This window comes from Bradyrhizobium sp. JHI2711 (assembly GCF_056156565.1).
Genome location: NZ_JBPZPT010000001.1, coordinates 306209 through 320113 on the forward strand (window position 1 = coordinate 306209; position 13905 = coordinate 320113).

At 64.3% G+C, this 13905-nt stretch carries 10 protein-coding genes; 9 read left to right on the plus strand and 1 reads right to left on the minus strand.

The genetic code is table 11. The annotated features are described in order from the left end of the window. Positions 1–19: 19 nt before the first annotated feature. The 7 genes from ACTEK7_RS01510 to ACTEK7_RS01540 all read left to right on the plus strand — a co-directional run bounded on the left by ACTEK7_RS01510 (position 20) and on the right by ACTEK7_RS01540 (position 8504). Positions 20–2230 (plus strand): TonB-dependent receptor family protein, encoded by a 2211-nt coding sequence (locus ACTEK7_RS01510; RefSeq protein WP_225147155.1) that lies wholly within the window; start codon positions 20–22, stop codon positions 2228–2230. A 63-nt stretch (positions 2231–2293) separates the two neighbouring features. Continuing rightward, positions 2294–2827 (plus strand): copper chaperone PCu(A)C, encoded by a 534-nt coding sequence (locus tag ACTEK7_RS01515; RefSeq protein ID WP_225125182.1) that lies wholly within the window; start codon positions 2294–2296, stop codon positions 2825–2827. Between the two features lie 29 nt (positions 2828–2856). Beyond that, on the plus strand, positions 2857–3375 hold the full coding sequence (locus ACTEK7_RS01520; RefSeq protein ID WP_225113116.1) for a YcnI family protein: 519 nt from the start codon (positions 2857–2859) through the stop codon (positions 3373–3375). Continuing rightward, positions 3375–4937, plus strand: coding sequence for a copper resistance CopC/CopD family protein (locus tag ACTEK7_RS01525; RefSeq protein ID WP_225147154.1), 1563 nt, complete (start codon positions 3375–3377; stop codon positions 4935–4937). Before ACTEK7_RS01520 ends, ACTEK7_RS01525 begins: the two co-directional genes overlap by 1 nt. A 164-nt stretch (positions 4938–5101) precedes the next feature. Then, complete coding sequence (proS, locus tag ACTEK7_RS01530; protein ID WP_225147153.1) at positions 5102–6421, plus strand: proline--tRNA ligase; 1320 nt, start codon at positions 5102–5104, stop codon at positions 6419–6421. A 90-nt stretch (positions 6422–6511) separates the two neighbouring features. Continuing rightward, complete coding sequence (locus tag ACTEK7_RS01535) at positions 6512–7792, plus strand: lipoprotein-releasing ABC transporter permease subunit (protein WP_036010095.1); 1281 nt, start codon at positions 6512–6514, stop codon at positions 7790–7792. Between the two features lie 7 nt (positions 7793–7799). Beyond that, positions 7800–8504, plus strand: coding sequence for an ABC transporter ATP-binding protein (locus ACTEK7_RS01540; protein ID WP_036010093.1), 705 nt, complete (start codon positions 7800–7802; stop codon positions 8502–8504). Positions 8505–8596: 92 nt separating this feature from the next. Here ACTEK7_RS01540 and ACTEK7_RS01545 read toward each other — a convergent pair whose 3' ends face one another. After that, complete coding sequence (locus tag ACTEK7_RS01545) at positions 8597–9676, minus strand: zinc-binding dehydrogenase (RefSeq protein ID WP_225147152.1); 1080 nt, start codon at positions 9674–9676, stop codon at positions 8597–8599. Between the two features lie 109 nt (positions 9677–9785). On the opposite strand from ACTEK7_RS01545, the gene ACTEK7_RS01550 reads away from it, so the two are divergent. Beyond that, entirely contained in the window at positions 9786–10559 is a 774-nt protein-coding gene (locus ACTEK7_RS01550; protein WP_225147151.1) for a helix-turn-helix transcriptional regulator, read from the plus strand. A 171-nt stretch (positions 10560–10730) separates the two neighbouring features. Further along, positions 10731–13880 (plus strand): GAF domain-containing hybrid sensor histidine kinase/response regulator, encoded by a 3150-nt coding sequence (locus ACTEK7_RS01555; RefSeq protein ID WP_225147150.1) that lies wholly within the window; start codon positions 10731–10733, stop codon positions 13878–13880. Positions 13881–13905 lie beyond the last annotated feature (25 nt).

Here is a 13905-nt window from a genome sequence, read left to right on the forward strand (position 1 = left end):
CGGCATCAGGAATGACCTCATGCCTCGTACAGGCTTCTTTCGACTGCTTTCCGCACGCAAAATTCTGCTTGCCTCAGCTTCTGCCCTCGTTGTGCCATCCAACGCAATCGCGGAGGAAAACCGACGCGAGCTTCCTCCCGTCACAGTCGACGCGCCGCGGGAGAAACGGGCCTCTCCAGCCCGCGCACAGCGAACCGCCGCGCGATCAACGCGGGCCCGCGCGCCCGCAACTGCGCGTCCGCAACCGACGGCAGCTTCCGAAGGGGCCCCTGGCCCTGGTGCCCTGGCGGTTCTCACCGCCCAGCAGGCGCTGAGCGAGATCAACCAGACGCCGGGCGGCGTAGCGCTGGTCGCAGCGGAGGCCTACCGGAATTCGACTCCCGCCAGCACGATCAAGGATGTCCTGGACTACGTTCCCGGCGTGTTTGCGCAGCCGAAATGGGGCGACGACACCCGGCTTTCGATCCGCGGATCCGGCCTGTCGCGCAATTTCCATCTGCGCGGCGTGCAGCTTTACATGGACGGCATCCCGATCAATACGGCGGACGGCTATGGCGATTTCCAGGAGATCGACCCGACCGCCTACAAATACGTCGAGGTGTACAAGGGCGCGAACGCGCTGCAGTTCGGAGCCAATTCGCTGGGAGGCGCCGTCAACTTCGTGACGCCATCGGGACGCGACCGATTTCCGAATGGAGTCTCGCTCGACGTGGGAGCCTTCGGCTTCAGGCGACTGCAGGCCAATGCAGGAGGCGCCAACGGGCCGTGGGATGGTTTCGTCACCGCATCAACGCAGGCCACGGACGGCCTCCGCGATCACAGCTTCGGCTCGGGCAACCGCGTGAGCGGCAATGTTGGCTACCAGTTCTCGCCGGATTTCGAGACGCGATTCTATCTTAACGCCAACGAGGTGCGGCAGCGCATTCCAGGAACCGTCACCAAGGCGTCTGCCTTGACCAATCCGGAGGCCTCGGCTCCGGCGAACGTTGCGCTGGACCAGCAGCGCAACATCGACACGATCAGGCTGGCAAACAAGACGACGATCCGATTCGACGACACCAGGTTGGAGTTCGGCGCTTTCGGCGTCGACCGGCACCTCATGCATCCGATCTTCCAGTGGCTCGATTATCGCTACAAGGATTATGGCGGCTTCGCGAAGGTTACGGACGACCGCATCATCGGCGGTTACCGCAACAGGCTGGTTGCGGGCGTCAACCTGTTGAACGGCAGCGTCGACAACCAGCAGTTCGCCAACATTGCCGGACAGAAGGGGGCATTGCTGTCGTCGTCGATCGATCGCTCGGAGAACACCTCGGTTTACGTGGAGGACACCTTCTACTTTCTGCCGAATGTCGCCGCGATCGCCGGCACGCAATTCCTGCATGCGACCCGCAATCGGCAGGACCGGTTTCTCAGCGACGGCGACCAGTCGGGAGCAACCCGCTTTGATCTGTGGTCGCCGAAGGCGGGCCTGCTGTGGCAGATCGACCCGACGTGGCAGGCCTTCGCCAATGTTTCGCGGAGCGCCGAAGTGCCGAGCTTCGGCGAGAGCGCGCGCGGTCCTGGCATTCCGACGATTCCGTTCACCAGCATCCGCCCGCAGATTGCGACGACCTACGAGATAGGGACCCGCATGCGACGGCCCGACTATTCGTGGGAATTGACCACCTATCGCGCCGATATCCGCGATGAGCTGCTGTGCCTGTACAGCGCGTTCGGCAATTGCAACGTGACCAATGCCGACCGAACCTTCCACCAGGGCGTCGAGGCGGGGGCAGGGGCAGCAATCTTCCGCGATATCTTCGTGACAGGAGGCGCGCCCGACAAGGTGTGGCTCAACCTCGCTTATACTTACAGCGATTTTCGCTTCGACAGCGACACGGCGTTCGGCAACAACCAGCTGCCCGGCGCGCCGCGTCACTATTTGCGCGCCGAGTTGCTCTATAAGCATCCGACCGGGTTCTATGCTGGTCCGAACGTCGAATGGGTGCCGCAGGCCTATTTTGTCGACAGTATGAACACGTTGACGACCGAGCCGTATGCACTGCTCGGATTGAAAGCGGGCTTCGACAATGGCGGGCCGTTCTCCGCCTATATCGAGGGTCGAAACCTCACCAACAGGACCTACATTGCAAGCGTCAGTATCATCGATCGCGCCACCGCGACGTCGGCGTTGTTCGAGCCAGGTGCGGGCCGGGCGGTCTACACCGGAATGAGGTATCGATGGTAAAGCGCACTGAGGCTGCCGAGACCACCACGACCGATCCAATCAGATCAAAACCGAGGGAACCAAATGAACAGGATCAAGCTATCACTTCTGGCGGCCGCCATGCTGCTCGGCACCAGCGCGGCAGTCGCAGCCGACGACGTCAAGGCCGGCGATCTCGTCATCTCGCAGGCCTGGAGCCGGGCGACGCCGGGCGGCGCCAAGGTCGCCGGCGGCTATCTGACCATCGAAAACAAGGGGAGCGCCGCCGACAGGTTGGTCAGCGTGTCCGCCGATATCGCAGGCAAGGCCGAGATTCACGAGATGGCCATGGACAACGGCGTGATGAAGATGCGCGCGCTCGACAAGGGATTGGCGATCGAGCCCGGCAAGACCGTGAAGCTCGCCCCCGGCGGCAATCATTTGATGCTTCAGGAGCTGAAGGGGCCGTTCAAGCAGGGCGACAAGGTGCCGGTGACGCTTCAGTTCGAGAAGGCCGGCAAGATCACTGTTGCCCTCGACGTCCAGGGCGTCGGCGCGCAAGCACCGGGCGGCGGGGGGCACTCGGGTCACATGGACATGAAGAAAATGCCGGATCATTCGGGAATGAAGATGAAATGAGACTGTTCTGGACTCTCGGGAGACCGAATATGTCGAAGCGATCCTGCCTGATTCTGATTGCCGCGGTCGCCGCATCACCAGTGGCGGCGCATGTCTCTCTCGAGACCAAGCAAGCCACAATCGGCGCGTCCTACAAGGCGGTGTTCACCGTGCCGCATGGCTGCGCGGGCTCGCCGACGGTGAAGCTCCGCGTGCAGATTCCGGAAGGGGTCATCGCGGTGAAGCCGATGCCGAAGGCCGGCTGGACCATCGACGTCGTCGAGGGCAAATATGCGGGGGAATACGACTATCACGGCAACAAGCTCTCGTCCGGCGTCAAGGAGGTGGCGTGGTCCGGCGGCAAGCTGCCGGACAAGAACTATGACGAGTTCATCATGCAGACGGTGCTGACCGACAAGCTCAAGGCGAACACGACCTTGTACTTCCCAGTGGTTCAAGAATGCGAGACCGGCGTCAGACGCTGGATCGAGATCCCAACCGAGGGGTCAAGCCATTCGCATGAGGGCAAGTCGCCGGCGCCTGGCGTCAAGCTCCTGCCGAAACCCTGATGCGCCTCCTCGCCGCGCTCGCGACGCTGCTCTTCGCTGCGGGCTTCGCGAGCGGTGCGCTCGCGCATGCGGCGCTGATCTCGGTCGAGCCGGCGAATGGCAGCACGCTCGCGACCGCGCCCAAGATGGTCGAGCTGCGGTTCAACGAACCGGTAACGCCGGGCGCGATCCGGCTGATCGACGGGACGGGCAGGGCGCGGGACGAGACGCGCGTCAGCGCGTCCGGCGACACGATTTCGATCCAGATGCCGGCGGATCTGCCTGAGGGGACCGCGGTCGTCAGCTATCGCGTGGTCTCGCAGGATGGCCATCCGATCGTGGGATCGGTGATGTTTTCAGTCGGCATGCCGTCGGAGACGAAGCCGTCCGCGAGTACTGACCATTGGTTGGCCGCGCTGATCTGGCTGGCGCGCGTTGGCCTCTATCTCGGTCTGTTCGTAGGCGTCGGCGGTGTGTGGTTTGCGCGCTGGATATCATGGTCTCTGGCCGGCATGACCGTGCCGCGCATGGCGCTCGCGGTCGGCCTTTCCAGCGCGGTGGTGTCGCTCGGTGCGCTGGGTCTCGATCTCCTCGGCCTGCCGCCGGCGGCGCTCGCGACGGCCGCGCCTTGGAAGGTCGCGGTGGCAACCAGTGCCGGCCGCGCGTTTCTAGTTGCTGCCGCCGCGATGCTGTTCGCCTTGCTGGCGCTCCGCAGCGCATGGTCTTCGCGGGCTCTTGCGATCATTGCCATGGTCGGCGTGGGCCTGTCGCTCGCCATGAGCGGGCATGCCGCAACGGCGCCGCCTCGAATGATGATGCGCCCGGCGATCTTTCTTCACGGCCTGTGCGTTGCGCTATGGATCGGCGCTCTTGCTCCGCTCGCGGCTTTGCTGTCGAAGCCGACGCCGGCAACACTCGCCGTCGTGAAGCGCTTCTCGGGCATCGCCATGCCGGCGGTCGGCGTGCTGGCATTGACGGGCCTCGCCCTTGCGATTGTTCAGCTCGAAAAAGTTTCGGCGTTGGTCGAGACCCGCTATGGCCTCATCCTCTCGATCAAGCTCGGCCTGGTTCTCATGCTGCTCGCACTTGCGGCGCTCAACCGCTTCCGCCTCACTCCGGCACTCGCCCGCGATCGTGGAGCCCAGACCATCCTCAAGCGCTCGATCCTCCTCGAATGCGTGATCGCCCTCGCCATCTTTGCCGTCGTCGCCGGCTGGCGCTTCACGCCGCCGCCGCGAACGATCATTCCGGAGACGCCGTTGGCGATCCACATCCACGGCGACAAGGCGATGTTCCAGGTGCTGGTGTCACCTGGAAAGGTCGGCAAGGACGATTTCGTGCTCCAGCTCATGACCGGCGAGGGGACGCCCCTGGCGGCCAAAGAGGTGACGTTGACGCTCAGCCTGCCTGAGCGCGGCATCGAGCCGATGGAACGGGACGCCTTGCTCGGGCCGGATGGCTACTGGCACGTGCGCAAGGTCGAGCTGCCCTTCGCCGGCCGCTGGCGTGTGCGGATCGAGGCGCTTGTGAGCGATTTCGAGAAGATCACGCTGGCGGATGAACTCGAGGTGCCACCGCCCTAGGCTCACCGGCTTTGCTGAGCACGGTGCTCCTGAAGTCAAACCTGAAGGCAACGGAAAAATGACAGGTATTTCGCCGCGTTAGCGGCTTTTCCTCATTCCCGTCTTGTGTTTTCGCTCCCAATCCGGTTTCACTGCAGGCGATCACTGATTCCCAGAGTATTACCATGCGGTTGTCGCGGTTCTTTCTGCCCATCCTGAAGGAAAATCCGAAAGAGGCGGAGATCGTCTCGCATCGGCTGATGCTGCGTGCCGGCATGATCCGGCAGGAGGCGGCGGGCATCTATGCCTGGCTGCCGCTCGGCTTTCGCGTGCTGAAGAAGATCGAGCAGATCGTGCGCGAGGAGCAGAATCGCTCCGGCGCGATCGAGGTCTTGATGCCGACGCTCCAGCTCGCCGACCTCTGGCGCGAGAGCGGCCGCTACGACGCCTACGGCCCGGAGATGCTGCGCATCGCCGACCGCCACAAGCGCGAGCTGCTGTACGGACCGACCAACGAGGAAATGATCACCGAGATCTTCCGCGCCTATGTGAAGTCCTACAAGAACCTGCCGCTCAATCTCTATCATATCCAATGGAAATTCCGCGACGAGCAGCGTCCGCGTTTCGGCGTAATGCGCGGCCGCGAGTTCCTGATGAAGGACGCCTATTCCTTCGACCTCAACGAGGCCGCGGCGCGCGTTGCCTACAACAAGATGTTCGTCGCATACTTGCGGACCTTCGCGCGGATGGGGCTGAAGGCGATCCCGATGCGCGCCGAGACCGGCCCGATCGGCGGCGATCTCAGCCACGAGTTCATCGTGCTCGCCGAGACCGGCGAATCCGGCGTGTTCATCAATCGCGATGTGCTGGACCTGCCGGTGCCGGGCGAGGACGTGGATTATGAGAGCGACCTGACGCCGATCATCAAGCAATGGACCTCGCTCTATGCGGCGACCGAAGACGTCCACGATGCCGCGCGGTTCGAGCAGGAGGTGCCGGTGGACAAGCGGGTGAACACCCGCGGCATTGAGGTCGGCCAGATCTTCTATTTCGGCACCAAATATTCCGAGCCGATGAAGGCGCTCGTGGCGGGGCCTGATGGTGTCGACGTGCCGATCCATGGCGGCTCGTACGGTGTCGGCGTCTCGCGCCTGCTGGGTGCCATCATCGAGGCTTGCCATGACGATGCCGGCATCAAATGGCCGGAACCGGTGGCACCGTTCCGCGTCTCGATCCTCAACCTGAAGCAGGGCGATGCGGCCGTCGATGCGGCCTGCGAGAAGCTCTATGCCGAGCTCACGGGCAAGGGCGTCGACGTGCTCTATGACGACACCGATCAACGCGCCGGCGCCAAATTCGCCGCCGCCGATCTGATCGGCATCCCCTGGCAGATCATGATCGGGCCGAAGGGGCTTGCCGACGGCAAGGTCGAGATCAAGCGGCGCAGCGACGGCGCGCGCGAGACCATGTCGCCTGCCGACGCGGTCGCAAGACTTGTGGGCTGAGAAGGCTGATCGGCTGAATATTGTTCATCGCGCGATATCGCGGCCGCCAATCCGGCCACAATTGACCCCGAATCATGGGATTATCGAGCGATGGATGAGACCATGACCGAAACCGTGCAAACCGCGCCTTTCGCGCCCTTCGAGTGGATGCTGTCGGCGCGCTATTTGCGGGCGCGGCGGAAAGAGGGATTCATCTCGGTCATCGCCGGGTTCTCCTTTCTCGGCATCATGCTCGGCGTTGCGACGCTGATCATCGTCATGGCCGTGATGAACGGCTTCCGCAAGGAGCTGCTCGACAAGATCCTGGGCCTCAACGGCCACATCCTGGTCCAGCCCCTGGAATCGCCGCTGACCGACTGGAAGGACGTTGCCGACCGCCTCAGCCAGGTCGAGGGCATCCGGCTCGCGGCGCCGGTGGTTGACGGTCAGGCGCTGGCGTCATCGCCTTGGAACGCCTCGGGCGTCCTGGTGCGCGGCATCCGCTCCGACGATCTCAACAACCTCACCTCGATCGCCAAGAACATCAAGCAGGGCTCCCTCGAGGGCTTTGACGAAGGACAGGGCGTTGCGATCGGCCGGCGCCTCGCCGATCAGCTTTCGCTGCATGCCGGCGACAGCATCACGCTGGTGGCGCCGAAGGGCGCAGTGACGCCCATGGGCACGACGCCGCGGATAAAACCGTACAAGATCGTCGCGGTGTTCGAGATCGGCATGTCCGAATACGATCTCGGCTTCGTGTTCATGCCGCTTGCCGAGGCGCAGGCCTATTTCAACCGCAGCAACGACGTCACCTCGATCGAGGTGTTCACGACCAACCCCGATAGGATCGACGCCTTCCGCAAGGCGGTGACGGAGGCGGCGGGCCGGCCGATCTTCCTGGTGGATTGGCGGCAGCGCAACTCGACCTTCTTCAACGCGCTCCAGGTTGAACGCAACGTGATGTTCCTGATCCTGACCATGATCGTGCTGGTCGCCGCGCTCAACATCGTCTCCGGCCTGATCATGCTGGTGAAGGACAAGGGCAGCGACATCGCGATCCTGCGCACCATGGGCGCCTCGCAAGGCTCGATCATGCGGATCTTCCTGATCACGGGCGCTTCGATCGGCGTCGTCGGCACGCTGGTCGGCTTCTGCGTCGGCCTCGTGATCTGCGTTAACATCGAATCGATCCGGCAATTCCTGTCCTGGCTGACCTCGACCGAGCTGTTCTCGCCGGAGCTCTACTTCCTGTCGAAACTGCCCGCCGAGATCGACGTCGGCGAGACCACGGCCGTCGTCATCATGGCGCTGACGCTGTCGTTCCTGGCGACGCTCTATCCGTCGTGGCGCGCCGCGCGCCTCGATCCCGTCGAAGCGCTCCGGTACGAGTGAGGGGCTGATGGAGCAGCAGCAGGGGGCAGAAGATGTACCGGTCATTTATCTCCACGAGATAAAGCGGCAGTACTTGCAGGGAGAGGTGCCGCTGACGATCCTCGACGGCGCCAAGCTGGCGCTGTGGGCCGGTCAGTCGGTCGCGCTGGTGGCGCCGTCGGGCTCGGGCAAGTCGACGCTGCTGCACATCGCTGGGCTGCTGGAAGCCCCCGATTCCGGCGAGGTCTATGTCTCGGGCGCGCCGACCTCGCAACTGCCCGACATCGAGCGCACGCAGCTGCGCCGCACCGATATCGGCTTCGTCTACCAGTCGCATCGGCTGCTGCCGGAGTTCTCGGCGCTCGAGAACGTCATGCTGCCGCAGATGATCCGCGGCCTGAAGAAGTCCGAGACCGTCAAGCGTGCCAAGGAGATCCTCGGCTATCTCGGCCTCGGCGACCGCATCACCCACCGCCCCGCCGAGCTGTCGGGCGGCGAGCAGCAGCGTGTCGCCATCGCCCGTGCGGTGGCCAACGCGCCGCGCGTGCTGTTTGCGGACGAGCCGACCGGCAATCTCGACCCCGGCACCGCCGAGCACGTGTTCCAGGCCCTGATGCAGCTGGTCAAGGCGACGCATGTGTCGATGCTGATCGCGACCCACAACATGGAGCTCGCCGGCCGCATGGACCGGCGGGTCTCGCTGTCGAACGGCCAGGTGGTCGAGCTCGACTAAAGAGCTCGAAAACAACCCCATGCACAGTAGCCAAGTGCTTGGTGAGACTTCCGAAAAAAATCGAAGACGGCGGTCCGTCGCCGCCTCACGATTCAGGGCCTGATCACCGTCAATTTGAACGGTCCGCCATTGGCGGCAGCATGCGCCACGGCTTCGTTGGCGTGGTCGAGATCGAAGGTCTCTGTCTCGTACTCTTCCAGCCGCAGCAGCCCGGCACGCACCAGTGCGATCAGGCGGCTGGCCGCATCGGGCGGATACATCCAGACGCCGTGGATGCTGATGCAGTTGCGCATGATCCAGGGGTAGGGCAGCTCGAGGCCCGGCCCGCCCGCCATGCCGACGCCACCCATCAGCACGACGCGTCCGTAAGCGCGGACCGTCATGACTGCCGCGCGCACGACAGTCGGGCTCACCGAGGGCGGCATGATGTCGAAGACGCAGTCGATCGGCCCCGGTGCGGCGCGCTTCATCGTCTCACGGTCGTCGTCCTCGTCACCCGAGAGCTTGACCGGCTTCACCCGCGCCCCGAAGCGGCGGACGAGGTCGGCGAGGATCCGTTCGTTGCGGCCCGGCGCGACCACGCAGGCTGCGCCCATCGCCAGCGCGACGGAGACGGCGGCGCTGCCGAAATTGCCGGTGGCGCCGCTCACCAGCACGGTCTCGCCCGGGCGAAGATTTGCCGCAAGGAAGCCGCCATAGGGCACCAGCAGCGTGCCCAGCGCGCACCATTGTGTCGCCTGCTCGGACGTGATCGGGCCGAGCGGTTTGACGTTCTCGGTCGGCACCCGCATCTGCTCGGCGAAAGAGCCGTGGCGAAAGTGCCGTTGCAGGCGCATGCCGCCAGCTCCCGCGGCGGTCAGGCCCTGCAGGGCGATATCGGGCGCCACGGCATCGTCGCGCGAGCGTACTGTCGGATCGCAGAACACCCAGTCGCCGACGGCAAGCCTGGTCGCGTCCGGACCGATCGCGCGCACGCGGCCGACGCCGCCGGGGCCGGGGACGATGGGCAGGTCGAGCGCGTAGTTGCGCGTCCCGTCGAAGACCTCGTTCATGTAGGACAGCACGCGCGTCGCGACGACGTCGATGATGACCTCGCCGGTGCCGAGCACCGGTTCGGGGACAGTCTCGATCGCCAGCGGCGATCCGAAGGATTTGAGTACGGCAGCTTTCATGATGTTCACCTCGAGGTCGGGTGAGGTCCATATGCTGCCCTGGCGGAAGTCAGGAAGGCCTGGTATTATCCTAGTATTTCATAGGCCCTCCATCGCCGGGACACCCGCCATGGTCGATCCACGCCGCGTTGAATTCGGGGACTTCCTGAGGTCCCGCCGCGAAAAGCTGTCGCCGAAGGCGGTCGGGCTTCCGGTGGGCCGGCGCCGGCGCACCGCGGGGCTGCGCCGCGAAGAAGTCGCGCAGCTCGCCGGCATCGGCGTCGACTGGTACATCCGTCTCGAGCAGGGCCGCACGGTCAGCCCGTCCGTGACCACCGTGGATGCGCTGGCCCGGGCCCTCCGTCTCAGCAAGGCCGAGCACGCCCACCTCAAGGCGCTGGCGCGCGAGCCCGCAAGGAGCCCCTTCACCCGCGAGATCGTGCCTCCGCCCATTCGTCGCATGATCGAGAGCCTGCATCAGCCGGCCTACATCACCGGCCGGCGCTGGGACGTGCTGGCCTGGAACGATGCGGCCGAGGAGGTGTTCGGGTTCGGGCGATTGCCGGAGCAGGATCGCAACACGCTGCTTCTTATGTTGACGAACAAGCAGACGCGAAAATCCTACGGCGCCGGCTGGACCGACGTAGCCAAGGCGATGGTGGCGATGTTTCGCGCCACCCACGACGTCTGGGCCGGCGATCCCGCCTTCACGGAGCTGCTGACGCGGCTGCGCGAGGGCAGCCCGGAATTCGTCAAATGGTGGGAGGCGCACGACATCCGCAGCACCATCTCGGGCCGCAAGACCATGAACCATACGAGCAAAGGCGTGCTGCACTTCGAGCACACCAGCTTCCAGGCCAACGACGATCCCGCGCTGAAGCTCGTGATCTATACGCCGCTCTAAGCCCGCCGTTGTTGAAGACACTTGACCACCTGCATCGCGCGCTGGGCCGAGCAGGACCCGAGAGGCGTCTTGATGCTGAGCCGCCCCTCGCGCCGGGAACCGAAGGCCCCGCCTACAGTTACTGTCTCATCATTGTGCAGGTGGAGCGAGGGACGTGTTCGGGGTTGACCGATGACGACAGCGACCGGGGGATCCTCGGCCGACCGCAACGCCGTCTTGGCCACCCTCGGCGATCATATTCGAGAGATCGGCAGCCCCGACGATCTCGCCTATGCGGCGGCCGAGCTGCTTGGCCGCAGCCTCAATGTCAGCCGGGCAGGTTACGGCACCGTCGACACCTCCGCCGAGACCATCACGATCGCGCGCGACTGGAATGCGCCTGGGATCTTGAGCCTGGCCGGCGTGCTGCGCTTTCGCGACTATGGCAGCTATATCGAAGACTTGAAGCGGGGCGAGACGGTCGTCTGCGCCGATGCTGAAAAGGACGCTCGCGTCGGCGACCGCGCCCGAGCTCTCGAGGCGATCTCGGCGCGCGCATTCGTCAACATGCCGATCTCCGAGCCCGATGGGGTCGTGGCGCTGCTCTACCTCAACAATGCCACGCCGCGCGAATGGACCCCGGCGGAGCTCGAGCTCATCCGCGAGGTTGCCGAACGCACCCGCACCGCCGTTGAACGTCGCCGCGCCGAGAGCGCGGTGCGCGAGAACGAAGCGCGACTCCTCTTCCTGGACGCTCTCAACAAGGAAACGGCGAAGACGCGCGATGCAGACGGCGTCATGGCAGTGACGACGCGAATGGTCGGTGAGTATCTCGGCGTCTCCAACTGCGCCTATGCCGACATGGATCCTGATCAGGACGGCTTCACCATCCGCGGGGATTGGGCTGCCCCCGGTGCGATGCACATAGTGGGGCACTACAGCCTTGCCGACTTCGGCGAGAAGGCGGTGCGAGAGCTGGGCGCCGGCCGCCCCCTCATCATCAACGACAATCTGAAGGAGATCGCCCCCGAGGAAGCCGCCACCTTCCAGCGCATCGGCATCGGTTCGACGATCTGCATGCCCTTGGTGAAGGAGGGGCGCCTGACCGCCTTGATGGCCATTCATCACCGTGGCCCGCATCTTTGGACGCCGCGCGAACTTGCCTTGCTCACCGAGGTGACGGAGCGATCATGGGCGCACATCGAGCGCGTCCGATCGGAGCAGGCGGCGCGCGAAGCTGCCGAGCGGCTCGTCCTCGCCAACAAGGCCGCCGGAATCGGCACCTGGGACTACGATCCGGTCAACGACATTCTTCGATGGGATAACCGCTGCAAGGAGGTGTTCGGTCTCTCACCGGATGCCGAGGTCAGCTACGAGGGCTCATTCCTGAAGGGCATCCATCCCGACGACAGGCAGCGCGCCCATGAGGCCGTCTCGACCGCGTTACAGCCCAATTCTCCGGGAAGCTACAACATCGAATACCGCACCGTCGGCATCGAGGATGGTGTCGAGCGCTGGATCGCCGCAACGGGTCACGCGATCTTTTCTGACGGCCACGCCACGCGATTCATCGGGACCGTGCTGGATATATCCGCGCAAAAGAAGACCGAGCGTCATCTGAGGATCCTCAACGACACGGGAGCATCGGTTGCCCGCGAACGCGATCTCGAGAGGATCGTGCAGATCGTGACGGATGCCGGCGTCGAGCTGACGGGCGCCCAGTTCGGAGCCTTCTTCTACAACGTCCTGGCCGCGGACGGCGGCAGCTACATGCTGTATTCGCTGTCCGGCGTGCCGCGATCCGCTTTCGAAAACTTCCCGATGCCGCGCGCCACCGCCGTGTTCGAGCCGACCTTCAAGGGCACGGGCGTGGTGAGGTCGGACGACATCCTGCAAGACCCGCGCTATGGCAAGAATGCGCCGCGGAAAGGCATGCCCGAGGGCCATCTTCCGGTCCGGTCCTATCTGGCGGTCCCCGTGATCTCGCGCAGCGGCGAGGTGCTCGGTGGGCTTTTCTTCGGTCATGCGGAGGTCGGTCGATTCCACGAGGAGCACGAATCCGCATTGCTCGGCATCGCCGGCCACGCCGCGACCGCGATCGACAATGCCGGGCTGCTGACCAGGCTCGAAGCGCTCAATGCCGAGCTGGAGCAACGTGTCGCCGACGAGATCGCCGAGCGCATGAAGGCCGAGGAGCAATTGCGGCAATCGCAGAAAATGGAAGCCGTCGGGCAATTGACCGGGGGGATCGCCCACGACTTCAACAACATGCTGGCCGTCATCCTCGGCAGCTTGAATCTCGCCAAGCGGCGGCTCGGCAAGGGCGAGCTCAACATTGACCGTTTCTTGGATAGTGCAACGGATGGTGCGAACCGTGCCGCCACGTTGACACAAAGATTGTTGGCGTTCTCGCGGCAGCAGCCTCTTGCGCCCGAGGTCGTGGACATCAACAAGATGGTCGGTGAGATGAGTGAGTTGCTCGAGCGCTCGCTCGGCGAGCTCGTTCGTCTCGAGACGGTCCTCGCGGCTGGCCTTTGGCGCGTCAAGGCAGACCCTGCCCAGCTCGAAAGCGTTCTCGTCAATCTTGCTGTCAATGCACGCGATGCCATGCCGAAGGGTGGCAGGCTGACGATCGAAACCGCCAACGCCTCGATAGATCGAAAATACGCCCGCGAATACGCGCTGCAGCCCGGGCAGTACGTGCTCACTGCGGTGACGGACAACGGCACGGGCATCGCGGCCGACGTGCTGGGAAAGGTCTTCGATCCGTTCTTTACGACCAAGGTCGTCGGCAAGGGGACTGGACTTGGCCTCAGCCAGGTCTACGGCTTCGTGCGGCAGTCGGGCGGCCATGTCAAAATCTATTCGGAGGTGGACGTCGGTACGACCGTGAAGATCTATCTTCCACGGTTCGCGGGCCAGGAGCCTGTCTCAACTCCGTCGCACGGCGTGCCACATCCCGGTGCAAGTCCGCAGAGCGAGACCATCCTCGTCGTCGAGGACGACGAGCGGGTCCGCGGCATCTCGTCCGAAAGCCTGCGCGAGCTTGGTTATACCGTCGTCGAGGCCGCCAGCGCCCGGGAGGCGATCGGCAAGATCGAAGGCGGTTTCGTTCCGGATCTGCTGTTCACCGACGTCGTCATGCCCGACATGACCGGTGCCGAACTCGCGGCCGAGCTGTCGAGACGATACCCGGATCTGAAAGTGCTGTTCACCACCGGCTACACGCGCAACGCGATCGTCCATAATGGCGTGCTCGATGCCGGCAAGCATTTACTTTCCAAGCCCTTTGCGATCGAGGACCTGGCCGCCAAGGTCCGCTCCCTGCTCGACGAGGGGTGAATGAATGTTGCGCGTTGAATCGTCC